Source organism: Hymenobacter wooponensis (assembly GCF_004745865.1).
GTDB classification, from domain to species: domain Bacteria; phylum Bacteroidota; class Bacteroidia; order Cytophagales; family Hymenobacteraceae; genus Hymenobacter; species Hymenobacter wooponensis.
In genome coordinates this window covers 141,909-166,764 of sequence record NZ_SRKZ01000005.1, presented here as the reverse complement: position 1 = coordinate 166,764, position 24,856 = coordinate 141,909, and the positions used below count along the sequence as shown (strand labels likewise).

Genomic DNA, 24,856 nt, shown 5'->3' with positions numbered 1-24,856 from the left:
TCTTCGCAGCCGGGCTAGGGGAAGAGTAAGCGAGGTTTTCTGCACTCCTCATAGCACAGCACAACCTAGGAGGCAAGGCATTACTTCCCGCTAAACGTGTAAGTGGCCCCGGCTTTAGTATTCAGATCATAGACAAAAGAGGGGGCTAAAACAGGCTTCTTGATGGTGGCTTTAGCCGATATCAGTGGAGGCTGGATGGCGGCGTTTTGGTAGAATGGGTTGGGATTTGTGCCGCGGGCGGGCGTCAGCTTCGCTTTGCCACCAGCTGCTACCTGGCTGTGCAGCCGCACCCGGCAGTTGCCGCCCAACCGAGACGTAATCTGTAAGTGCGTTACTTTTCCCTTTGCCCAGGCCAGGTCTACCACGTAGCCGCCCCGGGCCACCAGCCCCTTTACCTCACCCGTAGGCCAGGCATCGGGCAGGGCGGGCAGAATATCAATAGCCCCATCGTGGCTTTGTACGAGCATTTCGGCAATGCCCGATGTGCAGCCGAAGTTGCCATCGATCTGGAAGGGTGGGTGCGCATCGAGCAGGTTAGGGTAGGTGCCCCCGTTCTGACCCGAAGCCTCCGTGCCCGCCGGGCTCAGCTGGTCGGCAATGAGTTTGTAAGCCCGGTTGCCATCAAGCAGGCGGGCCCAGAGGTTTACTTTCCACCCCATCGACCAGCCCGTAGACTTATCTCCCCGGTACACCAGCGAGTTCTGCGCGGCCGCAAACAGCTCTGGGTTAGCGTAGGGTGAAATCTGCTGGCTCGGGTATAAACCATACAAATGCGACACGTGCCGGTGCTTGTCATCGGGCTTGTCCCAATCCTGTAGCCACTCTTGCAACTGGTTGTGCTGGCCAACCTGCATGGGCGGCAGGCGGTTAAGCAGGCAACGCAGTGTATCGGCGAAGGGCTGGTCGGTGTTAAGGATTGCCGCGGCTCGGATGGCATTTGTGAATACATCGAATACCAATTGGTTGTCCATGGTAGTGCCAGCGCTAACCCCCACGCCACTCTGGTAGGTATTCTCCGGCGACATGGAGGGGGCCACTACCAGCCACTTATGGCTTGGCTCTTCCTGCAGGGCGTCTGCGTAAAACAAGGCAGCCCCTTTCAGCACCGGGTAATATTCGCGCAGAAAGGCGTGGTTGCCGGTGAACAGGTAATGCTGCCACAAGTGCTGCGTGAGCCAGGCGCCGCCCATAGGCCACATGCCGTAGAACCCACCGTCCACGTTGCCCGTGATGCGCCATAAATCGGTGTTGTGGTGCATGTTCCAGCCGCGGGCATGATATATTGCCGAGGCACTTTCGCGGCCGGTTTCAGCCAGGGCTTTGAGCATGCTGAACAGGGGCTGGTGCAGCTCCGGGAGGTTGGTTACTTCAGCCGGCCAGTAGTTCATTTCGGTGTTAATGTTCACCGTGTACTTGCTGTCCCACGGTGGGGCTAACTTGTCGTTCCACTTGCCCTGTAAGTTGGCAGGCTGGGTGCCGGGTTGGGAGCTACAAATCAGGAGGTAGCGCCCAAACTGGAAGTACAGCGCGGCTAGGCCAGGGTCGTGCCCGGCGGCAAACTCGGCTAATCGTACATCGGTGGGCTTTTTCACCGCCTCGGTGCTGCCTAAGTTGAGAGATACCCGGTCGAAGTAGCGCCGGTAGCTGGCCACGTGGGCGGCTTTGGCGGCGGGGTACGCTCTGGCCAGCGCCGCCGGCAGGTAAGATCCCGCTTTGGCAGACTCATCGCCGCTCAGATCATGATAATTCTTGAAGTTGGTGCCAATGGAAATGTAGACCGTTGCGGCAGTAGCACCCGTTATTTGCAGCGTGCTATCCGTGGAGGTGAGGGTGCCGCCTTCCACCTTGGGCACAATGTGCGCCTGAAACTTGACCTTCCCAGCCTTGTTGTCGTGGCTGCCGCTGACGCCCGTTAGCACCAGTTTGGTTGGCTCCGTTTGGACGCGATGAATCAGTTGCGGGCTGTTCAGGCCTAACCGACAGGTAATACTGCCCGGTTTGCTGGCCGTCAGGCGCACCACAATAACTTGGTCGGGGAGTGAGGCGAAGGTTTCCCGGGTGTACGTGATGCCCTTTACCTGATACCGTACTTTGACTACTGCCTGCTGAATGTCTAAGTCGCGGTAGTAGTTGGTGGCTGTTTCGTGGCCGGGAAAGGTCAGCAATAGGTTGCCCACGGTTTGGTAAGGCATGCCGTAGTTACTAGTAGGAGCGGCTTTTCGCGGGAAAATCTTGTTCGAGAGGTCCTGCGCTTCCTTATACTTGCCTTCGAACAGGAGCTTACGAATTCCCTGTACCCCCTCATACACCCCAGATACCACGTTGTTGCCCGGCTCCCCTGCCCATACTGTTTCCTCGTTGAGCTGCAATTGCTCCCGGCCGGGCTGCCCAAATACCATGGCCGCCAAGCGCCCATTGCCAATCGGCAAGGCTTCGTTCCAGTTTGCCGCTGGCTTGGCATACCACAACACCATCGGGTTTTGGGCTTGCGTTTGCAATGAAATACAAAGAAACGCAATGAGTGCAAGTAGGTAGGTTCTTCGACGAGAGAGAATCATGCAGCTAGTGATGTGTCACAGGAAAGAGGGCAGAATAGGGGAGCCGTAAGCCAAATAAGCCAAAAAGCACGTCATCCTGAGCCTAGCACAGATCGTGTCACGTGAGCAAGCGGCGCTAGGCCAGTCGTTTCAGCGTGACAGGATCCTGCGTTGGGCTCAGGATGACGTGCTACTATGGTCGGTTATGCTGGCAGTGCCAGCTAGGCGAGGCGCTTGTCTAACGCCCGCCTTCTGTGCAGCGGCTCTGCGTGATATGGCTTGCGCTGCCTCTAGGCCTGCTTAGGCTCGGGGCCGCGGAATACGTCGGTGCCTTTTACCTCTGTTAGCTTCACGGGGCGGCCTTCACGGGCCGACTGATAAATGGCTTCCATGATGCGGTGGTCCTGCAGGCCTTCCTCGCCGGGTGTGTGGGGGGCTTTGTCTTCCATCACGCACTCCGAGAAGTGGTCCATTTCAGCGGCAAACTGGTTCTTTTCGCTCAAGACAATCTGGTTCTTCATCTTGGCGGGGCCCTCAGCGTGTGATGTCTGGAGCTGCTGGCCAGTGTAGGCGTAAGCATTGTCTACGTGAATCCAGCCACGCTCCGTGTTCACGCGGTAAAAGCGCGAATCATGGGTATTGTAGTGAGTGATGCAATTGACAAGAATGCCTTCTGGGAAGCGCATCTGCCACGACATTACTTCTTCTACTTCTTTGAATAGCGGGTTGCCGGGCGTGCTGTAGGAGTAGGCAAAAACCTCCGTTGGCTCAGTGCCCAGCACAAATCGGCTGGTATTAAGGCAGTACAACCCAATATCGGGCAATGCGCCGCCGCCGGCCAGGGCCTTCTTGTGGCGCCAGTGGTCGGGGTTGGCAGAGCTCTGGCTATTCTGGGCCTCAATGTACTTGGGCTTGCCAAACTTGTTGCCCCGCACCATCTCCTTCACCTGCCGGTTGTAAGGCTCATACTGAATGCGGTAGGCCACCATCAGCTTTTTGTTGGCCTTTTTGCAAGCGTCAATCATGGCTTGGCACTCGGCTGAGGAGTTGGCCATGGGCTTCTCGCAGAGGATATGCTTGCCCGCCTGTGCCCCCCGGATGGTGTACTCAGCGTGCATGGAGTTGGGCAGCACAATGTAAATGACCTGCACCTCGGGGTTGTCCTTGAGCTTGTCGTACGTCTCGTAGCTATAGCAGTTTTCGGGCTTGATGCCGTACTGCTGGGCCACTTTTTTGAGCTTCTCGGGTGAGGCGCTAACTAAGGCCACCGGCTTGGATTTTTTGCACTCCCCGAAAGCCGGCAGAATTTCTTCCAACGTAAGGTGGCCTAGGCCAACCAAGGCGTAGCCCACGCGCTTGTCGGGCGGCAGGGGAGTGGGCACCGGCCCCGATTGCGGGTCCACATCCGACTTCCATTTCTCCAACTCAATGGGCTGATCCAGAGCCGTGGGAACCTTGGCCGGCGGCGACACTGCCTCCGAAGATGGTACTTTCTGCCCACCCGGCGAGGTGTAGGTGGTAGTGGCGTTTACTTCCGAAGCGGGCGTGCCCGTGGTGGGTGTAGTAGCGGCTTTAGCATCGGCTGGCCCCTCCGACTGGCAACTGGCCAGGGTGCCAGCTGCCACGCCTACGGCTAAGCCCCGGCCAGCTAAGGTTAGAAACTCCTTGCGCGAAACTTCCCGGCTGGCCTCGCGCAGCACAGTGTTGAGTAGTTCATTGGTAATAGACATAGAACGTAAAGTCAGGTGATGATACACAAAAGCATACTGTCTGGCTTGTAGGAAGTTGCCCGTGCCCACAATCATGAACCTGCCCAGGTGGGGGCTAAAGCGGGCAACTTGCTGGTCCTGACGCAGCAGATGTGGCCTAGCGGCAAGTCGAATACTTGATAAGCGCCGGGCTTTTACTCAAGTTGCGGGAGTTTTTGCCTGTTGCTTCCCCTCCATGTCGTTCTTCCGCTTTCTATTGGGCACATTGCTAGGCCTGTTAGGCCTATTTGCTACGCCGGTTTTTGCCCAGAAAAAAGTGGCTCCCACTGCTGCTAGCTCCACTAGGCCAGTCTGGCTAGAGCAGCAGATTCAGGAATCGGCGGTGCTGCGCCAGCACAACGTGGGCGTCTGCCTGACCGATGTAGCCACGGGCGAGCCAGTGTATGAGCTGAACTCCGACCGGTATTTCACGCCAGCCAGTACCATGAAGCTGTTCAGCCTTTACGCTGGCCTGCATCTGCTCCCCGATTCGTTGCCTAGCCTGCACTACGTGTTGCGCCAAGATTCCCTGCTATTCTGGGGCACCGGCGACCCTACTCTGCTCCACGGCGATGTGCCATCTAGCCGAGCCCTTATCTTTCTGCATAACCGCCCCGAAAAGCTGTTTTACGCCCCCGTGCCCTGTGTAGAGCCCTTCGCGCCCGGCTGGACCTGGGATGACTATAACTATTATTTTCAGCCTGAGCGCGGCCCATTCCCGGTGTATGGCCATACCGTGCGCTTCTACGCCAAAGCCGGGCAGCCAATGCCCCGTGTGTACCCACGTTTCTTTCGGCCCCTAACAGAAGTTGCCCCAGCATTGCTTCCTAACCCCACCGACGACCACGTGCGGCGGGCCGTGCTAGAGAACCGCTTTTCAGTATTTCCCAGCGCCAAAAATTGGGTAGACGAAACACCCTTCCGGACCAGCCAGACCTTACTTCTGCAGCTTTTGCAGGACACGTTGCGGCGTCCCATTACGCCAATACCCTTGCGCCTGCGCCCGCAGGATTCAGTGCGTACCCTGCGTGGCTTGCCCGTCGACTCCCTATACCGCCGCATGCTGCGGGTAAGTGATAATTTTCTGGCCGAGCAGTTGTTGCTCATGTGTGCTTCCGGCCTGAGCAATGATTCACTGAGCTCGAAGAGGGTTATTCGTGTCATGCAAGCCAACTATTTGCGCACTTTGCCTGATGTACCGCAGTGGGCAGATGGCTCTGGCCTTTCGCGCCTCAACCTGGTAACGCCCCGCACACTGGTAGCCCTGCTACTGAAGCTGCACCAAGAGGTGCCAGAAGCGCGCCTCTTCGACCTGTTAGCGGCCGGCGGCCGGCAAGGCACGCTAAAGCGCGTGTACCGTGACCCGCGCGGCCCTTGGCTATGGGGGAAAACCGGCACGCTCAGCAACAACCACAACCTTTGCGGCTACTTGCGCACGAAATCAGGCCGTCTACTAGCTTTTAGCTTTATGAACAACAACCACGTGGCAGAAACCAGCGCCATCCGTAAGGAAATGGAGCGGGTGCTAACCCAGGTGCGGGAGCGACTATAATCCAAGAGTAGACGCGTGCTTAAGCTGCATACGCGCACCTTTTCATACCAGAATAGCTAGTTAGCAACTCTGATGAATCCAGATATAGCGCTTGCCATTCCAGTAAATCATTCCTCCACCCTGTTCGTCTTTGGTTATTTCAATAGCAGGATGTTTTAGGTAGACCGTCCGGTCACCTAAAACATCCCCTGACTTGTCAAATGTAACCTCACTAGTGGTTGGTTTCGTGTACAGCTTCCAGTCTGTAGCCCAAGAAAAGTCACTATACAGCATATTAGAGCTAGTATTTGAACCTCCGCCAACTACATGGTATTGGGGTAACCCCTGATGAAGAATCAGAATGCCTTGGCTCCGAGGACTCTTTCGGGTAACTAGGATAGCTACATCGCGCTTGCCATCACCATTGAAGTCCGCCTCAAGTAAGCCAGGCTTGGCATAAGTAGCTCGGCTAAAGGTCTGCCCTAAGCTGGCCTTACTCCATTGAACCTCGGCCCAGGGAGGCAGCATAGGGGTGCTAGGCTGAGAGCAGAAGCTAGCAACCAGCAGTTGAAAAATTGTCAAAAGCATAGCTTCCTATCCTAGTACAGGACCCGGAACTTGATGGTATGCTCCACCTTGCGCAGTTCCCCAATTACCTCTTGCTCGTACTGCTTATCGATGTCGGTAATCACGTAGCCAATGTGCTCGTTGGTTTTCAGGTACTGGCCTAGGATGTTGACGTGGTGCTGGGCAAGCACGTTGTTGATGCGGGCCAGCACGCCGGGCACGTTGTGGTGAATGTGGATGAGCCGGTGGGCCTGCTGCTCGGGCAGCTGAATATTGGGGAAGTTGACGCTCTGCTGGGTGTTGCCGGTATTCACGTACTGCATAATACGCTCGGGCACGAACTCCGCAATGTTGCGCTGGGCTTCGGCAGTGCTACCGCCAATATGGGGCGTGAGCAGCACGTTAGGCAGGCCCCGCAGCTCACTCTCGAAGCTCTCCTGGTTGGTTTTAGGCTCGTAAGGGAATACATCCACGGCCGCGCCGCCGAGGTGGCCGGAACGGAGCACTGCCGCCAGCGCCGATACCTCCACTACGTGGCCACGGCTGTTGTTGAGCAGCAGGGCCCCGGGCTTCATCATGGCCAGCTCCGCTGCCCCAATGAGGTTGGTGTTGGCGGGTCGGCCATCCACGTGCAGCGTCACGATATCTGACTGGCGGAGCAGCTCTTCCAGGGTGCGGCACTTCACGGCATTGCCGAGCTGTAGCTTCTCGGCTACATCGTAGTACAGCACCTGCATGCCCACGGCCTCGGCCACCACCGAAAGCTGGGAACCAATGTTGCCGTAGCCCACAATGCCCAGCTTTTTACCCCGGATTTCAAACGAGCCCTTCGCCGACTTATCCCACTCGCCCTCGTGCATTTTGGGGCTCTTCTCGGGAATGCGCCGGGCCAGCATGATAATTTCACCCAATGCCAGCTCTACCACCGAGCGTGTATTAGAGAAGGGGGCATTGAATACGGCCACGCCCTTTTTCATGCAGCCCGTCAGGTCAATCTGGTTGGTGCCGATGCAGAAGGCGCCCACGGCAATGAGGCGGTTGGCGGCTTCCAGCACCCGCGCCGTCACCTGGGTTTTGCTCCGGATACCCAGAATGCTTACGCCTTCAATCTGCTGCACCAGCTCGTCTTCGTCTAGGCCACCCGGCACGGAGTCTACTTGGTAGCCTTCCTGGCGGAACATCTCCGCAGCGCGCGGATCGGGGTTTTCGAGGAGCAGAACTTTGATGCGGTTTTTCGGATAGGAGAGCGTCATCGGAAGCTTATTCTGGTAGAGAAATTCGTCGAAAGAGGGCAGCACTTCATCGGCGCGGGCCACCACGGCGTCGCGGTGCACGTTCTCGGTGAAGGCGTAGAAACGGTTGGCCAGGCCGGCTTCCCGGATCTGGTAGTCGGTGTAGCCGTCGCCGAGGGCATACACGTCGCCGGTGAGGTCGAGCTGGCGGAGCTGCAGGATTTTGCCGCCGTCGCGGCTGAGCACGTTGTCGGCGTCGAAGCCCGTAATGCGGCCGTCGGCGTCAAAGGTGAAGGTGTTAGCCAGCACGTGGTCGGCGTCGATGCCAAACTCGGCCACTACCGGCTCAATAAACTCCCGAAACCCACTGCTGACGATGTACACCCGCCCCGGAAAGCGCTCGAAGAAGCTGCGGTTGCGCATAATGCTCTCCGAAACTTTGCCTTTTAGCCGTTCCACCAGCAGCGCAATATGCTCGCGCCGGGCCGGCAGCAGCTCCAGCCGCTGCTTCAGCGACTCCGAAAAGTTCAGCTCACCGCTCATGCCGCGGTCGGTGAGGGCTCGGATGGCCCCTACCACCTCCTCTCGGTTAGGCTGGCCCTGGAGGGCAATGTCAGCTAGTTCATCAAGCCCTTCTACTTGAGTGAAGGTGCTGTCAAAGTCAATGATAAGGTAGGGGAGCGGTTGTTGCGGTTCGGGCATAACGAGGGCAAGGTAGAACGGAACAGCCAATAGGCCGCAAGTACGTAGTGGAGCGTTCTACGATTTCAAAGGCTGCCAAGACGAACAAAGAACCTCGCATGCTAATTTGATAGGATGCCGCTAGGCCATTTTGCGAGCCAAAATAGCCGCTGTGTTTCAAGTGCAAATAGGGTATGCACACCAGGCAAACTCCTGTACCTCTGGTTAGGGCTGAATAATTGCCTAACGCCTCGACAACCGCCAGAGCGTTGTTGCTTATAGTGGCCTAGACCTCGTAAAACTCAATCGGCAGGCCGTCGGGGTCCTGGATGAAGGTGAAGCGCCGGTTGGTAGATTCGTCCACCCGAATGGGCTCGTAGGCCACCTGGTGCCCTGCCAGCTCGCGCGTGGTGGCGTCGAGGTCAGCTACTGCAAAAGCAAGGTGGCGTAGGCCAGTGGCTTCGGGGCGGGAGAGGCGCGCGGGCGTTTCGGGGAAGGAGAACAGCTCGATGAGGTACTGCCCATTCAGGGCCAGGTCCAGCTTGTAGGAGTCGCGCTCCGTGCGGTAGATTTCCTGTTGCACCTCCAGGCCCAGCACCTCCGTGTAAAACCGTTTTGACACGGCGTAATCGGAGCAGATGATGGCAATGTGGTGTACGCGGAGCAAAGAAAGCATAGGAGACAGGGTAGGGGCCAGGCCGAGAGTAGCATGGCAATATCGTTGAAAATACTTGTCTTGTGCAGGAGGCTCTAGGCCAGTGCCGCCGATGACAACTCGGAGCAAACTGCCAGCTCGTCTGCATCAATTTTGAGCGGGAATAGTACACCGGTAGGTAGTACCAAGCAACTCAGGCATATGGCACGGCAGCGGCAAGAGAAGGAGTTTGTGCTGGAAGAAGTAATTCTGGAAAACACCATTGACGGGGTAGAGGAGCTAACCATGCGCACCAATGCTGGCCTAATTACGGCACGCTTGCATGCTGTGGCGCCGGGCGCCGCGGCCGTAGTATGGGTTGGCGGAGCGGGCGGGGGCCTCGATGGGCCGGCCTGGGGCATGTATCCGCGCTTGGCAGGGCAGCTGGCTGCCCTAGGCATTGCTTCTCTGCGGCTGCACTACCGCCAGCCCAATTTCTTAGAAGAATGCGTAGTAGACACCTTGCTGGGCGTGCAGTACCTGACCCAGCAGCGGGGGTACGGGGCCGTAGCCTTGGTAGGCCACTCCTTTGGGGGAGCCGTGGTTATTAGTGCAGGAGCTTTAAGTAGTGAAGTCACGGCCGTGGTAGCCATGAGCAGCCAGACCTACGGCACCGATTTGGCGCCGCGCGTGAGTCCGCGCCCGTTGCTGGTGCTCCACGGTACGGCTGATGAAATCTTGCCAGCCGCCTGCTCCGAAAACATCTACCAACGCGCCCAACAGCCGAAACAGCTACTGCTGTACCCTGGTTGTCGGCATGGGCTGGATGAGTGCCGGGACCAGGTAGATGCTGATGTGGTGCGCTGGCTGACGCAGCAACTGGCGACTGCGGGCAGTAAATAGCACGGTCTGGCGCTAGGCCACTCGCTTGGTTTCGCAGGCGGGTATCCATTCATCAGCCTGGCAATTGGCGCAAGTGGCCGTGCCGCCGCGTGGAAGCTCACGTACGTTTCCGCAAGTAGAGCAGGCAAACTTTCCGGCTTCCTTCACGCGCTTGTGCGTGTGCTCTATGCGTTCGGGCCAAATGGGCAGTCCAGGCTGAATAGGTTCTTGTTCCTCATAAAAATAGATGCTCAGATTGCCGGTGGCTTCAATGTAGGCGCGGCGTACCTGGCCTAGGTGCTCTACCTGCAGCTGGCGCAACTCGCCAAACAGCTCCTTCTGCGTTAGGTTCTGGTTGCGAAAGTTGCTGAGCTGAATCAGCCCATCTTCCACCAGCAATACCGGCTTGCCTTCCAGCCAGTCACTAAACTTGGGGTATTTCTCCGTCAGGCGGTTAAACAGCAGGTAGAGCCCCGTCACGACGGCAAACACTACGGCCGCGTACAGCAGGGGCGTATCGTGGTAGAGCATGGCGTCGCCGGCGGCGGAGCCCAGGCCCAGGATAATGCTCAGCTCGAAAATGGACAGCTGCCGTACGCCCCGCCGGCCGGTTACGCGCAAAGCAGCCAGCATCAGCAAGTAGGTTACTAAGCAGCGTAGCGCTACCTCCAGCAGGAACAGCGGAGGTGCATCGGTGGAAAAGAGAATACGTTCCCAGTCAAATGGTTTTATATCAGCAGCAAGCACCATACAGATTAACGGAAGAGGCAATGGTAGCAGAACCATTCCTCAGACCTAACGCAACTGTTGTGCTTCCGGTTAGCTCAGCCGTAAGGTTCCTTACTCTTCCGGGCTCTTAGGTAGCGGCTGCATCATGTGGAAGGTAGTGGGTGCAAAGCCCTGCGATTCCCAGAACCGCCGCCCAGCCGGGTTGGCAACCGCTACCTGTAGCTCCAGGTGGTCGGCGCCTTGGGCCGTGAGCCAGTCTTTGGCTGCCCCAAATAAGGCCCGCCCGAGGCCCTGACGACGGTAAGCTTCCCGTACAATCGTCTCGGCAATGTAGCCGCGCCGGAAGTAGTGCATGCCAGTGCTGCCCACCTGATACGTTACCACCATCAGGCCCAGCAGCCCGTAGCGCCCCTGTGCCACAAACATGCGGGTGTTGTTTTCGGCCAAGCGGGTGCGCAATACGCGCTTTAACTGAAAATCGGCGGAGGGGTGATACCCAAAAATGGGGTGAAACGCCTGGTGCTCATCCATTAGCTCGCACCACAGGCTGTAGAGTTCATCCAGGTCCTTGTGCGTAGCAATGCGAATGGTCATGCAGTAGAAGTAAAGTTGATTGGAGCACAAGCAAGCTACAACCAGAACCCGACAGTGCAAACGGGTAGCATGCCAGTAGAATAAGGAAAAGCTTGTGTAGCTACGTGTTAAGCAGGGTGTTACTGAGTATTTGAAATTTTCACGTAGCTGATGGCCAACGTGCTCTTGAGGCTGGGCTAGGCCACTAAAACACACGCCCCCGTCAACTAAGCAGCTGACGGGGGCGTGTGTAAGCGCAAGGCTATAGTAATTAGGCGCTGGCCTGGCCTAGCTCCGTGAGGTCGTCGGGGCTGAGCTGCAGCTCGGTGGCTTTGAGTAGCTCCGTTACCTGCTCGGGGCTGGTGGCACTGGCAATGGGGGCCGTGAGGCCGGGCTGGGCCATAATCCAGGCCAGGGCTACCTGGGCTTGAGTGGCCTGCAAGCGGGCCGAAACGGCATCGAGGGCGCTAAGGATTTTCAGGCCTTTATCGTTGAGGTATTTCTGGCCAACGCCCCCGCCGCGGGCGCTTTTCTTCAGGTCTTCCTCGCTGCGGTACTTGCCAGTCAGGAAGCCCGCGGCCAGGCCATAGTAGGGAATCACGCCAATGTTATGCTCCTGCATCAGGGGCAGCAAGTCCTGCTCAAACTCAGCGCGGTCGTAGAGGTTGTAGAGAGGCTGCAGGCTCTCATAGCGCGGGTAGCCGTGCTTGGCGCTGGCCTCAATGGACTCACGCAAGCGGGCCACATCAAAGTTGGAGGCCCCAATGGCGCGCACCTTGCCTTCTTTCACCAGTTGGGCGTAGGCCTCCAGGGTTTCCTCCACGGGCGTGGTGGGGTCGTCTTTGTGCGACTGATAGAGGTCGATGTAGTCCGTCTGCAGGCGCTTAAGCGAGCCTTCTACGGCCCGCAGAATGTAGTCTTTCTTAAGGCCCTTGTTTTCGGGATTAACCTCCCAGCCTACTTTGGTGGCAATAATGACGTCGTCGCGGCGGCCGCGCTGTTGCAGCCACTTGCCGATGATGGTTTCCGATTCGCCGCCTACGTGGCCTGGCACCCACACAGAGTAACCATCGGCCGTGTCAATGGCGTTGCCGCCGCCAGCCACAAAGGCATCGAGGATGCGGAAGGAAGTGGCTTCGTCGGCAGTCCAGCCAAATACGTTGCCGCCCAGCACGAGAGGAGCAATCTGCAGGCCAGAGCGGCCTAGTTCACGATGTTGCATACTGAAAAAGCGAATTGAGGATATGGTCAGTATAAACCCGAATCGAGCCCCCGAGGTTATGGTGCTTCCGTGTATTTTAGGGCATGGCTAGCAAGCTCGACACCCTGGAAGTAGTAGATGTGCCCGACCGCGCCACGTGGCGCGCCTGGCTGGAAACCCACCACACGCAGCCGGCCGGCATTTGGCTCACGCTCTACAAAAAGGAAAGCGGCCAGCGCCTGATGACCTACGCCGATGCGGTAGAAGAAGCCCTCTGTTTTGGCTGGATTGACTCCCATCCTCGCAAGGTAGATGCCACCTGCTTCCGGCTGTTATTCAGTCCGCGCAAGCCCAAAAGCGTCTGGTCGGCGGTGAATAAGGAGCGCATCAGGAGGCTACGGGAAGCGGGCCTGATGCTACCCGCCGGTGAGGCCCGCATTGCGGCCGCTCAGCAGAACGGTAGCTGGGAGGCCCTGGATGAGGTAGAAGCGCTGGTTGTTCCCACTGATTTAGCCGCGGCCTTGGAGGCCAACCCGGAAGCACAGTACCACTTCAACAGCTTCCCACCCAGTGCCCGCAAGCAGCTGCTCCAGAACCTGGCCGCCGCCCGCCGCCCCGAAACCCGCCAGCAGCGGATAGAGCGCATCGTGCTGAATGCCGCCCAGAACAAGCGTGCGTAGCTAAGCATATCGCGTGCTAACGTTGTGCAAGTAGTCAAACCGGCCTAGAACACGGCAGAAGCACTCAGGACGACATGCTTCTCTAGTGGATTACCAATTCAACATCAGCCCGCGAGATGTCTCGGCAAGCTCGACATGACGGACCCTTTTTCCTGCTTAAGCCTATCTAGGCCTGATTTGCTATTTCGGCGGGTGTCTTACCTTCACTCTTATGCTACGAATCTGCCTTCTGCTCCTAAGCCTGGGAAGCACCCTGCTGCTGGGAACTACCTCCGCGCCCTCCATTACGGAGCGTAACTTCCAGGCGCAGTTCGACCAGTATGGCGTGAAGGGCTCCATCTTGCTCTATGAAGAATCAGCGGATCGGTATGTGGCCTACAACTTAAAGCGCTGCCGCCAAGGCTTCCTGCCCGCCTCTACTTTTAAGATTCCTAACACCCTGATTGGTCTGCAAACCGGTGCCCTGCCCGACACGGCTACCCTTTGCAAGTGGGATGGTGTGCAGCGCAAATTTCCGCAGTGGAACCAGGATATGACCTACGCCCAGGCTTTGCGCGTGTCGTGCGTGCCATGCTACCAACAGCTGGCCCGCCGGGTAGGAGTAAAGCCCTACCACCACTGGCTCCAGAAACTAGCCTACGGCCGCATGGACGTCACGCCCCAGAACGTAGACACATTTTGGCTTGATGGCAACTCGCGCATCACGCAGTTTGAACAGATAAACTTTCTGCGCCGCCTGCACACCGAGAAGCTGCCCATTGCGCCTCAGCACCAACGGGCCGTGAAACGAGTTCTGCAGCTAAAGAAAACGCCTGGCTACACGCTCTACGGCAAAACGGGCTGGAGCTTCGCCTCTGCCACCAACGTTGATAACGGCTGGTTTGTGGGCTGGCTTGACCGCGCCGATGGTCGCACAATGTATTTTGCGCTAAACATAGAGCCGCAATCAGGGGCCGCAAATGATCAATTCATTAATGCCCGCCGAGACATTACGGAGGCTGTGCTGCGGGAACTGAAGTGGCTGTAGTATAGCACCATAAGCTCGTGTTGTTGCCTACGCCTTACCTTCACGCCATGCGCCTATTCTCACTGGTTAGCCTATTACTGCTCACGCGGCTAGGCCTGTGCCAAACGCCACCAGCGGACATCCTCATTCGCAACGGGCGACTGTACGATGGCACAGGCAACGCTTGGACTTACGGCGATGTGGCTATTCGGGCTGGGCGGATTATTGCCGTAGGCCAGTTGCCAGCCGGCTTCACTGCTACTACCGTCCTGGATGCGAAAGGCTTGGCCGTAGCGCCGGGCTTTATCGACGTGCACACCCACATCGAAGACGACGAAGTGCGCCAGCCTACGGCCGATAACTTTCTTTATGATGGCGTGACGACGGTAGTAACCGGCAATTGTGGTTCTTCACGGTTGCCGCTAGGCCAGTATTTCCAAACCCTCGATAGCCTGCACCTCTCCGTGAATACTGCCTCGTTTGTGGGGCATGGCAATGTGCGCAAAGCCGTAATGGGCCGGGCCAAGCGGGCGCCCACAGAGGCGGAACTGCGGCAGATGGAGGCCTTAGTGAACCAGGCCATGCAGGACGGTGCCGTAGGCCTATCGTCGGGGCTGATTTATGTGCCGGGCACCTACTCCCGCACGCCCGAGATGGTGCGGCTAGCCCGCGTGGCAGCGCAGTGCCACGGCCTCTACGCCACCCATATGCGTAATGAAAGCGACAGTGTGACCTTCGCCATTCAGGAGGCGCTGCTAGTGGCCCGCGAAGCTGGGTTGCCGCTCGAAATATCCCACCTGAAAGTAGGGGGCCAGCAGAACTGGGGGCAGGCTGATAAGCTGCTCAATCTCATCGAGCAAGCCCGCCAAGGTGGTCAGCAGGTCACCATCGACCAGTATCCGTACACGGCCAGCTCCACTTCGCTCAGCACCCTGCTTCCCGATGATGTGCAGGCCGATGGCCGCGACTCTCTGCGCGTTCGGCTGCAGCGCCCCAAAGTGCGCGCGGCCGTGGAAGCCGATATGCTCCGGCGCTTGAAGCGGCGCGGCCTCAAGCATTTCAGTTACGCTGTAGTGGCCAGCTTCCCCCCAGAACCCAGCTACCAGGGCCTCAGTATTGAGGAAATTAACCGGCGCCGAAACCGTCCCCATGCGGCTCGCGCCGAGGCAGCCACCATTCAGGAGCTGGTGCTGCAGCACGATGCCGGCATGGTATTTCACGGCATGAGTGAGCCCGATGTGCAGCAGATCATGCGCTACCCGCAAAACATGGTGGCTTCCGATGCCAGCATTCGGGTATGGCAGCAGGGAATGCCGCACCCCAGGGGGTACGGCTCCAACGCCCGCGTGCTAGGCCACTACGTGCGCGAATTGCACGTGCTGACTCTCGAAGACGCCATCCGGCGCATGACCAGCCTGCCCGCCCAAACCATGGGCTTCACCGACCGCGGCCTGCTGCGCCCAGGGTACGCCGCCGACATTGTCATCTTCGACCCCGCCACCGTGCAAGACCGCTCCACCTTCACCGAGCCCCACCAGTATTCCACGGGCATGCACTACGTGTTAGTAAACGGCCGCCTTACCCTAAACAACGGTCAGCATACTGGCCTACGAAACGGGCAAGTACTCTACGGAGCTGGCAAGAAGTAAAGGCTTGGGAGACTCTCAAAGCACGTCAAGCTGAGCGCTATTCAGAAGAATGTACTGTGAGTGGCAACAGACATTACAGTCTTTCTAGCACCCGCCAGCCGTGAGCTGGAATGGCGAGGTTGCTGTTGGGCTGGAGGAGTACCTGATTCTCACTAAAAACGTCAACATAAGTGCCAGTTGTGGCTTCCGGCAACTCCAGGTCTTGCGGATCTGCGCTGATATTTACGGCCACCAAAACAGCCTCCGCCCCGTGGTGCCGAATAAACGCATAGATATCGGGCGCTGATGGCAGGCGTTGGAAGCGGCTTTCCAGTTGGCCGTTGTGCAGGGCGGGGTGGCGCTTTTTGAGCTGAAGTAAGCGGGTGTAAAAGTCCTGCAACGGATACTCCTGCCAATTAATGGTGTCCTTGTCAAAGAAGGCCAAGCGTTTCTTCAAAGCCGCTTCCTGACCTGAATACACCAAGGGCATGCCGGGCAGTAAGCAGGTGAGCACGGCGAAGGGTAGCACGTTGTGGCCCAGGCGCTCGTACTCGGTGCCGTCCCAGCTGTTTACATCGTGGTTGCTGGTAAAGTGCATGAGGTAGACGCTGGGCGGATACTTGGCACGCTCGGCGGCCAAGTACACGTCAATGTCGTGGAGGGGCTGTTTGCCTTCGGCGATGTGGTCGAGGAGGTAGTGCAGCCGCAGGCCGAAGGTCATGTTGAAGGCGCGCTCCAGCAGGCGGGTGTTGCCGTTGAACTCCTCCCAAGTGAGGCCGCCGGAAGGGTACAGCTCATCCCATTCGGCTAGCATAAAAATGGACTTAAGCTGATCCAGCTCCTGGCGGGCATCATCCCAAAAGTCGGTAGGCACCAGGCCAGCCACGTCGCAGCGGTAGCCGTCAATGTCGGCCTCGCGCACCCAGTAGAGCAAGGCGTCGGTCATGTAGCGACGCAGCTCGGCGTGGCTGTAGTCGAGGTCGATAACATCCTGCCAATCGGCCACGGGCGGCACGAACTGGCCTAGCGCATCTTTAGTGAACCACTCGGGATGCTGCTCGGCCAGTGGGTTATCCCAGCTGGTGTGGTTAGCTACCCAATCGAGCAGCACGTACTGGCCTAGCGAGTGGGCGGTTTGCACGAGATGGCGCAACTCGTCGAGCGTTCCAAACTCGGGGTTTACGCCGTAATAGTCTTGCACGGCGTACTGGCTGCCCAGCGTGCCCTTACGGTTCACCTGCCCAATTGGGTGAACTGGCATCAGCCAGATGATAGTAATGCCCATGGCGGCCAGGCGGGGCAAGTGCTTCTCAAAGGCCCGAAACGTGCCCTCAGGGGTATACTGACGAATATTGACTTCGTAAATGCTGGCATGCGCCGCCCAGGCGGGGTGCTGAACCTGGAACAGATGCGCGTGGGGGTGAAGCTCGGAATGGGGCACGGTAGAGGCAGAGTGGCGGAAGAAACTCGTGTGCCTACGCAGAAACGTGCCGTCGGGCTGTCGCTAAGCTAGATCAGGTGCGCACCACGTCGGTATCTACGGGCGTGTAGCCGAGCTGCCGGCTCATGCTCAGAACCTGACCTTTGTGGTGAAACTCATGCGTCAGTACGTGCGTGAAAAGCGCCAACGGAGTTAGCAGCACCGGCTCAGCACGTCGGGGCACCCGCCACGAAAGCTCCGTCTGCCACTGGTCCCGGAAGTGCTCCAGATAGTCCGCCACCAACTCATCCGTCTGCGCAAACAACTGGCCTACAGCGGCTACATGAGGCACTGCGGCAGCATTGGGGTAGGGCCGCGACTGGCCTAGCGCCACGTTCACGAGCCAGTGCTGATAGGTGGCAGCTGCATGCACCAATAAATCACGCATGCTGCTGTGGTTGAAGCCTGGAATGGGCATTGTGAAATCAGCCGGCGCCAGGGTAGCGCAGTAGTCCAGCAAAACCTCGCGGGCGCTCCGAACCAGAGCGTATTGGGCAGTGAGCAGTTGATTCATAGTGCAGGGTGCTCCTAGTCATTACTACTCAGCCATGTCGTTGAAAGTAATAGCGAGAAAACGTTGTCTCTACTTTTTCTGCGCTATGACTAAAACTGATTTTCCAAAATTGTGGAAAAGCAGTTTATCCGTGACCCGTGAAATAGGTACCATCAGCGTATCCCAAAACTTGATCTGTTTTAGGGTCGGGTTGCTTTGTTTCAGTAAAAGCTTATTAGCCGTAGAGGCCAGCATGCCCACACTATCGAGATACGAAGCTTCGATAATCTTGCTTTGCGGGGGCATAACCCGTAGCAGCGACTTGCGGGAGTACCGGCGGAAGTGGCCTATGGCTTCATCAAAAGGGCTAAACAACCATTGGTGAGCCGGCACAATAATCAGCAGCACGCCGCCTAGAGCTAAATGACTATACGCAGCCGCTAACTCAGCCGCATCGTGTTCAATGTGCTCAATTACATCAATGTATAGAATGGCATTGTAGAGGTCGGTAGCCGGTAAGTCGGCTAGTAGGCCAGTGTGCACGCGGCAGCAGGCCGGCAGCTTACCCGCAGCTAACAAGTCCTGAATGTTAGTGGATAATGCTGCGTCAGGCTCTACACAAAGCCAGTCCGTTTGCGTGCCATCGCAGAGGGAAAGGGTAGTGCCCCCAATACCAGCGCCAACTTCCAGCACCCGCCCTTTGAGGTAGGGCTTGAGCTTGTTACCGTAGTAGCTTTTCCAATTAGTAGCTTTTTCAAAAAGCGTTAATTCATCACCGATATAGTGGGTAACATCTGGCGTAGGCATAGCAACTGGTAAAAAAGTAAGCAAAGGCTCCTCAATACTACGAAAACTTCGGCTTATGCCGTGTAGGCCACAAAGCAGCACAAGCTGTAGAAGCTAGGTTTACTTCTGGTCGGGCAGGCGCTCATACACCCGGTAGCTGTGGGGTGGCAGGAGCACACGGGAGCCGGAACCGAGCTTTAGCACCTGCTCGCTAAACAGCTCCCGGTATACGCCCGGCCCTAAGGTGCGCATGGTCACCTCATGGGGCAGCCGGCTCAGGTTAATGGCAGTGACTACGCCCGTTTGCTCTTTGCGCCGCACAAATACCACCACTTGCCTATCGGAGCTAGCGGGCAGGCGCTGGAACTCGCTGCAGGCGTCGCCATTGCGCAGGGCAGGGTGGCGCTTCTTGAGCTGGAGTAGGCGGGTGTAAAAGTCCTGCAATGGATAGTCTCGCCAATCAATCGTGTCTTTGTCGAAAAAGCGTAGCCGCTTTTTCAGGGCCGCCTCCTGGCCGCTGTACACCATGGGCATGCCCGGCAGCAAGGCGGCCAGTACGGCCAGAGGCTGGGCATTAGCACCCACCCGCTCGTATTCTGAACCATCCCAGCTGTTGATGTCGTGGGAGGTGGTAAAGTTCATCAGGTACACCTGAGCGGGGTAGCGGCGGCGCTCATCGGAGAGGTAATTATCGAGGGCTGCTACGGGCTTTTTGTCGTTGGCCAAGCTGTCGAGTAGGGCGTGCAGGCGCAGGCCGTAGGTCATGTCAAACGCCTTCTCCAGCAGCCGCGTGTTGGGGTCGAATTCAGAACGCTTGAGAAAGGTGGGCGGAAACAGCTCATCCCACTCGGCCAGCATAAACACGGGCTTTATCTTGTCGAGCTGTTGGCGGGTGTCGTTCCAGAAGTCGGTGGGCACCAGACCGGCCACGTCGCACCGAAACCCATCGAAACCGGCCTCACGCACCCAGTAGGCCATGCTTTGCTGCATGTAGCGGCGCAGCTCAGGCTTGCTGTAATCCAGATCAATGACGTCTTGCCAGTCGGCAACGGGCGGCTGAAACTGACCCTGCTTGTTCTTGGTGAACCACTCAGGGTGCTGTTTCGAGAGCTGGCTGTCCCAGCTGGTGTGGTTAGCCACCCAGTCGAGAATGACGTGCATGCCGCGCTTGTGAGCCTCGTTGATAAGGTGGCGCAGGTCATCGAGATTGCCAAACTCGGGGTTTACAGCGCGGTAGTCTTGAATAGAATACTGGCTGCCGAGCATGCCCTTGCGGTTGAGCTGGCCAATGGGCTGCACCGGCATCAGCCACAAAATGCCCACGCCCATTTTTTGGAGGCGGGGCAGGTGAGCCTCAAACGCCCGAAACGTGCCTTCCGGCGTGTATTGCCGAATGTTTACTTCGTAAATGCTGGCGGAGTCGGCCCAGGCGGGGTGACGGATGGTGTAGGCCTCTGGCACCGGCACATCGCAGGGCGCAGTAGCAGCATTTTCTGAGCCAGAGCAGGCGGCTAACAGGCCTAGGACAAATAAGCTGAGCAGACGAAAAGAGGCGGTTGACATAGCTGCAACATACCAGTTTTCTGAGTGAGTAAGCGGGAAAGATGGCCCCAGATAAAACCAGCCGGACGCAGCACTGCGGCAGCTAAATGGCTACAACAGCACCGCGTCCGGCTGGTATGGAGTATCGGCAAGGAGTGGCCTAAGAGGGCGTAGCCCGGCTCGCTGAATGGTTAGCACGGTCGGGCTGATAGCGCACTCCCCCGAATAGGTACAGCATTAGGGTACGGGAGTAGCGCAGGCTGAGCGGCGTAAGAATTACTGCAAAAAAGGCTACGGCCGTCACATACACCCAGGTGTCGGGGTCGTTGAGGAGGAAGTAAACCAGGAAACCCACGACCAGCATAATGCCTGTGGAGAAGGCGAAGGTGATGTACATAGCGCCCCAGTAGAAACCAGGCTCAGGCTCGTAGCGCTGGCCGCACACGGGGCAGGCCTCAGGCATATCCGCAAACCTGGAGATATTGAAGGCACTGGTAGAAAACAAAGGCCCTTGGTGACAACGGGGGCATTTCTGCTCCAGCATGGCCAGGAACGTAGAATCGGTCTTTTGCATAGTGGTAAGCGCATCAGAAGCGTTGATACAAAACTACTACGGCCAAACCGGGTAGGGTAGATGCGTTTGCGGGATTGTTTGGTACAAATCAATTCCGGGCGGCGGCTCTACCGTTTAGCTACATCGACTTCCCCGGAGAGTGCCCCGTATGCTTACGGAAATAGCGGCTGAAATATGATGCATCCTCAAACCCCAGGGCGTCGGCTACCTGGCCTACGGTGGCATCGGTGTGGCGGAGCAGGCGGTGGGCTTCTACTAGTACCCGTTCCTGAATGAGGGTGCTGGCGGTTTTACCCAGCTGGCGTCGGCAGAGGGCGTTCAGGTGGTTGGGCGAGATGTGCAGCATATCGGCGTAGTGCTGTACGCTGCGTTGGGTGCGGAAGTGCTCGTTAAGGAGCAGGCCAAACTCCCGGAGTAGTTGCTGCGCGTGGCGAGGCTCCTCGGGCGTAGCAACGGGGGCGGGGTACTGGCGCGCGGCCAGCTCCAGGCAAATGTGCAGGTAGGAGCGTACCACCTCATCTTGCTGCGGGGCCGGCGTGGTATCCTCGACCCACATTCGCTCAATGAGGGGCCGGATAGCCTGATCAGATAGGCCTAGATGCAGAACGGGTGAGTACGCAGAACTGAAAAATGGATAGTCGTAAAGGCGCGGGCCGGGGTAGCGAAATAAGTAGAAGTCGGCCTCAAAAAACACCACGTAGCCCTGGGCATCCTCCGAGAGCTCCCAGTGGTGCACCTGGCCGGGCGTCATAAAGAACAGGCTGCCCGGCTGCAGGTCGTAGGTTACCAGGTCAATGGTGTGGGTGCCATGGCCCTGCGTGACGTAGAGCAGCAGGTAGAAGTTGTGGGAGTGGGGTTGGCTGATGCCAGGGAAGTTGGCCACGTGCCGCTCTAGTCGCTCCAAGTACCAAGAGCGGTGGGGCCGGTTCTGCGGAAACGACTCCAAGGTAAAAACCGGTAGGCCAGGTGGTTTCATGAGAAAAGCAACGGAGTGATGGGGTAAGGCAGGTAAAAAGGCAAGAGGATGAGACCAGCACATTATCCTGACGCAGGAAGCAGCTTCTCAGGTGTGAACGACTGGCCTAGCACCTCGTGCCAACGTGACAGTATCCTTCGCTACACTCAGCATAACGTGTGGAAGAAGCCGCTACACATTAATCTAGTATATCAGGGCTCATCAAACTTACGGAGGCGCTTTTTGCTGAGCTCGTAGCTGATGATGGCAGGCACGTAGAACGACACGTCGGCCAGTAGCTTGGCCAAGAGAATTCCCGCACCAAAGTGGCCTAGCCAGTGTGGCAAGTAGTACATAAGTGCCGGCCGAATCAGGAAGCTGTCGGCCACTTCGGCTAGCCCAAACTCCACCACCAGAGCCCGCACATTCTGCCCAAAAGTGCCCAGCGTGTAGCGCAGGGCGCGGGCGCGCCGGAGCCCATAAGCCAAGCGGACATCCTGCACCAGCAAATGCCCAAAGTACGCCACATTTCCTGCCCAGGTGCCTGCCAGCGCCGCGCTCAGGGCGCTGTGGGTGCCGTGCATGGCCACCGTAGCACCCGCCAGCGTAGCCACCACCGACAGCACCTCGGCGGGTAGGTAGCGCCGCAGCCATTCCCGAATTTTCTGCTTCATGTGGGCACCAGGCTAGGGCAGGGAAGAAACCAGTATTTTGCTGGTCGTCGGGCAAAGATATCAACTAGCTCCTGGCAGGAAGCTGGGGCACTTTGTTCGTCGCTGGCCTCTCGCCCTACCACCATGCAACTGCCGCTTACGCCCCTGGTTGTCGTTCTGTTTGCCGTAATAGCGCAGGCCATATTTGCGGCAGGGCTGCTCTGGTTTGCGCGTCACAACCGGCTGCCTAACCGCTTTCTGGCACTGCTCATGCTCAGTATTGCGCTGTGGCTGCTGGATGGGCTGTTTCGGGTGGGGAACATTTATGGGCAGAACCCCAACTGGTATTTCGCTCCCATTTACTACTCGCTGGGGTTTGGGCCTTTGCTGTATTTCTACGTCCGCAGCCTGGTCAATCATGATTTTCGGCTGCGGCCGCGCCACTTCTGGCATTTCGGGCCGGTGCTGGCGCAGGCCTTGTTGTATGGGTGGTTGCGCCTACAGACCTACGAAACACGCAACTGGTTTTGGCAGCATGTGCACCGGCCTTTCACGTACAGCCTGGAGTTTATTGGCACCTGGGTGTCGCTGGTAATCTACCTGGGGCTCAGCTTGCGGCTGCTAGGCCAGTACCGCCGTTGGCTGGCCGATAACTTCTCCGAAACCTCTAAGCTGCGCCTGCAATGGCTGCGCACCCTGCTGGTGCTGGTGGGAATTGTGAGCGCGCAGTGGCTGCTGGAGCTGGTGCTACGCGAGTTCTTCGGCCTGTATTACTCCTATGATTACTCCACCGAGCTGCTGGGAGTAGTTGTGTTTCTGATTGGCGTGGTGGGCTTGCGGCAAGCCGATATGCAGGCCGTGCACTTTGAGCCCGACATCCAGGAGCCAGAGAGTGCAGAAGCCTTGGAAAGTGTGCCGACAGCAGCGCCTGAAGCACGCAGCAACGAACCGGCTAGGCCAGTCGGGAGCCCAGCGGCCATAGCACCGGCAGAGCTGGAAGTAGGGCCAAAGGCCGCCGTGGATGAGGCCGCAGTGGCGCGCATTCGGTGGGCGCTGGAGGAGGAAAAGCTCTATCTGAACTCCACGCTTACCTTGGCCGAGCTCTCAGCCCATACTGGCCTAGCGCCCCGCCTGATTTCCTTCACCGTTAACAATGGCTTCGGGCAGTCTTTCAACGACCTGGTGAATGGCTACCGCGTGGAGGAAGTGAAGCGCCGCCTGCGCACCCCTGATGCCCAGCGCCTCACGCTGCTAGGCATTGCGCTGGACAGTGGCTTTAACTCCAAAACTACCTTCAACCGCATCTTCAAGCAGTTCACTGGCTACGCCCCCCGCGACTACCCAGTGGCCTAGGACCGGAGTGGGGGCCTGGCCTAGCAGCCACTAGGGCATAGTAAACGACAAGTCGGCGCTGATCAGGTTGGCGGTCAGGCCAGTGGTTTGGCGGTAGTAGGCGTATCGCAGGTCGAGGGCTTTGAATTTAGCTATGCGCCCACCAAAGGGTGTTTTAAACCGCCCAATGCCATACACCGGGGAGTAGCGCAGGCCCAAGCCCAACTTATGCGCTGCGAAGCCGGCCAAATCATAGTCAGAGGTATAAAACTCATCGAAAACCGAGTGCTGCAAATAGGGCGCGAAGTACTTGGCTGCCGTTTGCGTGTGGTAGCGGTAGAAGGGGTACAGCACAAAGAAGGGCGTCACCTTCACGGGCGTTTCCAGCTCCATGGTGTGCGCCGTAATGCCAAAGTTATCGTTGTAGAAGCGGTAGTAGCCGCGCAGCTGCACCAGGTCGGTGGCGTAGTAATTCAGGCGCAGGCCCACGGGATATTTATAGCGCTGCCTGGGCAGGCGCTCAGTTTTGGCCGTGCCCAGAGCTTCACCCGTCTCCTTAAAATACACCCGGTGAAAAGGCGTACTCAGTAGCCCCCGCTGGGCCACTAGCTCCGTGCTGAGGGCCAATTGCAGCCGCTGAGTGAGCACCTGCGAGTACACTACATTCAGGTTGAAGCTCTGGCGGGTATCGAAGCCCGAGCCATGTTCCTGACCACCGCCAGCGCGCAACTCAGCCGGCAAAATCAGGGTGGCCCGGTCGAAAAAGGCCTGCCCCGCTACACTCAGCTCCCGATTACCATCCAGCGAAGCATGCGCCCAGGAGCCCGTGATGTTGAAGGATAGGTAATCGTACTCCTTTGAAAAGCCCCCGCCTACGCCCACAATAGTGCGTTTGTCGGCCAGCTGCCGCGAATACCCTAGGTCTACGTGGTAGCGGGCATCATGCGAGGAAGGCGACGACAGCACCTGGTCAATGCGGTCGGTAGAAGCTGAGGCGTAATAGTCGACGCCCACGTTGGCCGACACCCGTGTGGCCGAATCGAGGGGCACGTTCAGGATGATAGTGGGCGTGAGGTCGGTGAGGTATTGGGTGCCGCGGCCGCCCTGCACCGCTCCATGGTCGCCATCTTGCTGGTAATAGCTGGACATAATATTTACCTCTGTTTCGCCGTGGTTGCTGGGGTTTGGCGAACTCGGTGCGGTGGTGTTGGGGGCGCCGTAGCCATCTACGCGGTTGGGCACGGGAGTAGCCTGAGCCCAAGCCAGCGCGGGCAGCAGGGCCAGGAAGGCCGCAGCCACAACGGACCGACGAAAAGAGTAGAAACTATAAAGCATCGGGAGGGGAGTGGGGTGGTACGGCAAGCGGAAAAATCAGTGAGGTGGCCTAGCGGAACCAGATGGGTTGGAGGCGG

Annotated in this window: 21 protein-coding genes; 6 read left to right on the top strand and 15 right to left on the bottom strand. The window is 58.0% G+C overall.

The window, feature by feature from the left end; genetic code table 11:
- Positions 1-80: 80 nt before the first annotated feature.
- Positions 81-2,498 carry a glycoside hydrolase family 95 protein gene (locus EU557_RS17795; RefSeq protein ID WP_342588255.1) on the bottom strand — a complete coding sequence of 806 codons (2,418 nt, stop codon included), beginning with the start codon at positions 2,496-2,498 and terminating at the stop codon, positions 81-83.
- A gap of 329 nt (positions 2,499-2,827) precedes the next feature.
- Positions 2,828-4,267, bottom strand: coding sequence for a Gfo/Idh/MocA family protein (locus EU557_RS17790; protein ID WP_135531825.1), 1,440 nt, complete (start codon positions 4,265-4,267; stop codon positions 2,828-2,830).
- 214 nt (positions 4,268-4,481) lie between these two features.
- Between EU557_RS17790 and EU557_RS17785 the strand changes: the two genes are divergently transcribed.
- Positions 4,482-5,837, top strand: coding sequence for a D-alanyl-D-alanine carboxypeptidase/D-alanyl-D-alanine-endopeptidase (locus tag EU557_RS17785; RefSeq protein WP_135531824.1), 1,356 nt, complete (start codon positions 4,482-4,484; stop codon positions 5,835-5,837).
- 578 nt (positions 5,838-6,415) lie between these two features.
- Here EU557_RS17785 and serA read toward each other — a convergent pair.
- Together serA and gloA2 are read right to left on the bottom strand one after the other, a co-directional pair.
- Complete coding sequence (gene serA / locus EU557_RS17780; protein ID WP_135531823.1) at positions 6,416-8,317, bottom strand: phosphoglycerate dehydrogenase; 1,902 nt, start codon at positions 8,315-8,317, stop codon at positions 6,416-6,418.
- Between the two features lie 265 nt (positions 8,318-8,582).
- Positions 8,583-8,972: an SMU1112c/YaeR family gloxylase I-like metalloprotein gene (gene gloA2 / locus EU557_RS17775; protein WP_135531822.1), complete on the bottom strand. Its 390-nt coding sequence runs from the start codon at positions 8,970-8,972 to the stop codon at positions 8,583-8,585.
- 180 nt (positions 8,973-9,152) lie between these two features.
- Here gloA2 and EU557_RS17770 point away from each other — a divergent pair, with 180 nt between their 5' ends.
- Positions 9,153-9,833 (top strand): alpha/beta hydrolase family protein, encoded by a 681-nt coding sequence (locus tag EU557_RS17770; RefSeq protein ID WP_135531821.1) that lies wholly within the window; start codon positions 9,153-9,155, stop codon positions 9,831-9,833.
- A 12-nt stretch (positions 9,834-9,845) separates the two neighbouring features.
- On the opposite strand, the gene EU557_RS17765 is transcribed toward EU557_RS17770, so the two are convergent.
- The 3 genes from EU557_RS17765 to EU557_RS17755 form a co-directional block, all read right to left on the bottom strand.
- Positions 9,846-10,562, bottom strand: a complete 717-nt coding sequence (locus tag EU557_RS17765; protein WP_167855260.1) for a DUF421 domain-containing protein — start codon at positions 10,560-10,562, stop codon at positions 9,846-9,848.
- Between the two features lie 90 nt (positions 10,563-10,652).
- The gene (locus EU557_RS17760) at positions 10,653-11,135 is read right to left on the bottom strand and encodes a GNAT family N-acetyltransferase (protein ID WP_135531819.1); all 483 of its coding nucleotides are present in this window, start codon (positions 11,133-11,135) and stop codon (positions 10,653-10,655) included.
- A gap of 250 nt (positions 11,136-11,385) precedes the next feature.
- Entirely contained in the window at positions 11,386-12,336 is a 951-nt protein-coding gene (locus EU557_RS17755; RefSeq protein ID WP_135531818.1) for an aldo/keto reductase, read from the bottom strand.
- 83 nt (positions 12,337-12,419) lie between these two features.
- Here EU557_RS17755 and EU557_RS17750 point away from each other — a divergent pair, with 83 nt between their 5' ends.
- The 3 genes from EU557_RS17750 (at position 12,420) to EU557_RS17740 (ending at position 15,650) form a co-directional block, all read left to right on the top strand.
- A complete protein-coding gene (locus EU557_RS17750; RefSeq protein WP_135531817.1) occupies positions 12,420-12,995 on the top strand; it encodes a YdeI/OmpD-associated family protein in 576 nt (191 codons plus the stop codon).
- Positions 12,996-13,206: 211 nt separating this feature from the next.
- On the top strand, positions 13,207-14,022 hold the full coding sequence (gene blaOXA, locus EU557_RS17745) for a class D beta-lactamase (RefSeq protein WP_135531816.1): 816 nt from the start codon (positions 13,207-13,209) through the stop codon (positions 14,020-14,022).
- 47 nt (positions 14,023-14,069) lie between these two features.
- Positions 14,070-15,650: an N-acyl-D-amino-acid deacylase family protein gene (locus EU557_RS17740; protein ID WP_135531815.1), complete on the top strand. Its 1,581-nt coding sequence runs from the start codon at positions 14,070-14,072 to the stop codon at positions 15,648-15,650.
- A 73-nt stretch (positions 15,651-15,723) separates the two neighbouring features.
- Here the strand turns inward: EU557_RS17740 and EU557_RS17735 are convergent, their stop codons facing one another.
- The 7 genes from EU557_RS17735 to EU557_RS17705 form a co-directional block, all read right to left on the bottom strand.
- Positions 15,724-17,070, bottom strand: coding sequence for an alpha-amylase family glycosyl hydrolase (locus tag EU557_RS17735; protein WP_135531814.1), 1,347 nt, complete (start codon positions 17,068-17,070; stop codon positions 15,724-15,726).
- A gap of 73 nt (positions 17,071-17,143) precedes the next feature.
- Complete coding sequence (locus EU557_RS17730; protein WP_135531813.1) at positions 17,144-17,623, bottom strand: DinB family protein; 480 nt, start codon at positions 17,621-17,623, stop codon at positions 17,144-17,146.
- 69 nt (positions 17,624-17,692) lie between these two features.
- Positions 17,693-18,409, bottom strand: coding sequence for a class I SAM-dependent methyltransferase (locus EU557_RS17725; protein ID WP_135531812.1), 717 nt, complete (start codon positions 18,407-18,409; stop codon positions 17,693-17,695).
- A 99-nt stretch (positions 18,410-18,508) separates the two neighbouring features.
- Positions 18,509-19,951, bottom strand: coding sequence for an alpha-amylase family glycosyl hydrolase (locus EU557_RS17720; RefSeq protein ID WP_135531811.1), 1,443 nt, complete (start codon positions 19,949-19,951; stop codon positions 18,509-18,511).
- A gap of 139 nt (positions 19,952-20,090) precedes the next feature.
- Positions 20,091-20,504 carry a DUF983 domain-containing protein gene (locus tag EU557_RS17715; protein WP_245326312.1) on the bottom strand — a complete coding sequence of 138 codons (414 nt, stop codon included), beginning with the start codon at positions 20,502-20,504 and terminating at the stop codon, positions 20,091-20,093.
- Between the two features lie 118 nt (positions 20,505-20,622).
- Complete coding sequence (locus EU557_RS17710) at positions 20,623-21,480, bottom strand: AraC family transcriptional regulator (protein WP_167855259.1); 858 nt, start codon at positions 21,478-21,480, stop codon at positions 20,623-20,625.
- Positions 21,481-21,671: 191 nt separating this feature from the next.
- The gene (locus EU557_RS17705) at positions 21,672-22,133 is read right to left on the bottom strand and encodes a hypothetical protein (protein WP_135531809.1); all 462 of its coding nucleotides are present in this window, start codon (positions 22,131-22,133) and stop codon (positions 21,672-21,674) included.
- A 123-nt stretch (positions 22,134-22,256) separates the two neighbouring features.
- Between EU557_RS17705 and EU557_RS17700 the strand changes: the two genes are divergently transcribed.
- Positions 22,257-23,465 (top strand): helix-turn-helix domain-containing protein, encoded by a 1,209-nt coding sequence (locus EU557_RS17700; protein WP_135531808.1) that lies wholly within the window; start codon positions 22,257-22,259, stop codon positions 23,463-23,465.
- Positions 23,466-23,495: 30 nt separating this feature from the next.
- Here the strand turns inward: EU557_RS17700 and EU557_RS17695 are convergent, their stop codons facing one another.
- Entirely contained in the window at positions 23,496-24,779 is a 1,284-nt protein-coding gene (locus EU557_RS17695; RefSeq protein WP_135531807.1) for a DUF3570 domain-containing protein, read from the bottom strand.
- Positions 24,780-24,856 lie beyond the last annotated feature (77 nt).

Excerpts from the sequence above, each read along its gene's own strand:
- EU557_RS17790 (WP_135531825.1), bottom strand. The coding sequence starts at position 4,267 with ATGTCTATTACCAATGAACTACTCAACACTGTGCTGCGCGAGGCCAGC.
- EU557_RS17785 (WP_135531824.1), top strand. The coding sequence starts at position 4,482 with ATGTCGTTCTTCCGCTTTCTATTGGGCACATTGCTAGGCCTGTTAGGC.
- serA (WP_135531823.1), bottom strand. The coding sequence starts at position 8,317 with ATGCCCGAACCGCAACAACCGCTCCCCTACCTTATCATTGACTTTGAC.
- gloA2 (WP_135531822.1), bottom strand. The coding sequence starts at position 8,972 with ATGCTTTCTTTGCTCCGCGTACACCACATTGCCATCATCTGCTCCGAT.
- EU557_RS17770 (WP_135531821.1), top strand. The coding sequence starts at position 9,153 with ATGGCACGGCAGCGGCAAGAGAAGGAGTTTGTGCTGGAAGAAGTAATT.
- EU557_RS17765 (WP_167855260.1), bottom strand. The coding sequence starts at position 10,562 with ATGGTGCTTGCTGCTGATATAAAACCATTTGACTGGGAACGTATTCTC.
- EU557_RS17760 (WP_135531819.1), bottom strand. The coding sequence starts at position 11,135 with ATGACCATTCGCATTGCTACGCACAAGGACCTGGATGAACTCTACAGC.
- EU557_RS17755 (WP_135531818.1), bottom strand. The coding sequence starts at position 12,336 with ATGCAACATCGTGAACTAGGCCGCTCTGGCCTGCAGATTGCTCCTCTC.
- EU557_RS17750 (WP_135531817.1), top strand. The coding sequence starts at position 12,420 with ATGGCTAGCAAGCTCGACACCCTGGAAGTAGTAGATGTGCCCGACCGC.
- blaOXA (WP_135531816.1), top strand. The coding sequence starts at position 13,207 with ATGCTACGAATCTGCCTTCTGCTCCTAAGCCTGGGAAGCACCCTGCTG.
- EU557_RS17740 (WP_135531815.1), top strand. The coding sequence starts at position 14,070 with ATGCGCCTATTCTCACTGGTTAGCCTATTACTGCTCACGCGGCTAGGC.
- EU557_RS17730 (WP_135531813.1), bottom strand. The coding sequence starts at position 17,623 with ATGAATCAACTGCTCACTGCCCAATACGCTCTGGTTCGGAGCGCCCGC.
- EU557_RS17725 (WP_135531812.1), bottom strand. The coding sequence starts at position 18,409 with ATGCCTACGCCAGATGTTACCCACTATATCGGTGATGAATTAACGCTT.
- EU557_RS17720 (WP_135531811.1), bottom strand. The coding sequence starts at position 19,951 with ATGTCAACCGCCTCTTTTCGTCTGCTCAGCTTATTTGTCCTAGGCCTG.
- EU557_RS17715 (WP_245326312.1), bottom strand. The coding sequence starts at position 20,504 with ATGCAAAAGACCGATTCTACGTTCCTGGCCATGCTGGAGCAGAAATGC.
- EU557_RS17710 (WP_167855259.1), bottom strand. The coding sequence starts at position 21,480 with ATGAAACCACCTGGCCTACCGGTTTTTACCTTGGAGTCGTTTCCGCAG.
- EU557_RS17705 (WP_135531809.1), bottom strand. The coding sequence starts at position 22,133 with ATGAAGCAGAAAATTCGGGAATGGCTGCGGCGCTACCTACCCGCCGAG.
- EU557_RS17700 (WP_135531808.1), top strand. The coding sequence starts at position 22,257 with ATGCAACTGCCGCTTACGCCCCTGGTTGTCGTTCTGTTTGCCGTAATA.
- EU557_RS17695 (WP_135531807.1), bottom strand. The coding sequence starts at position 24,779 with ATGCTTTATAGTTTCTACTCTTTTCGTCGGTCCGTTGTGGCTGCGGCC.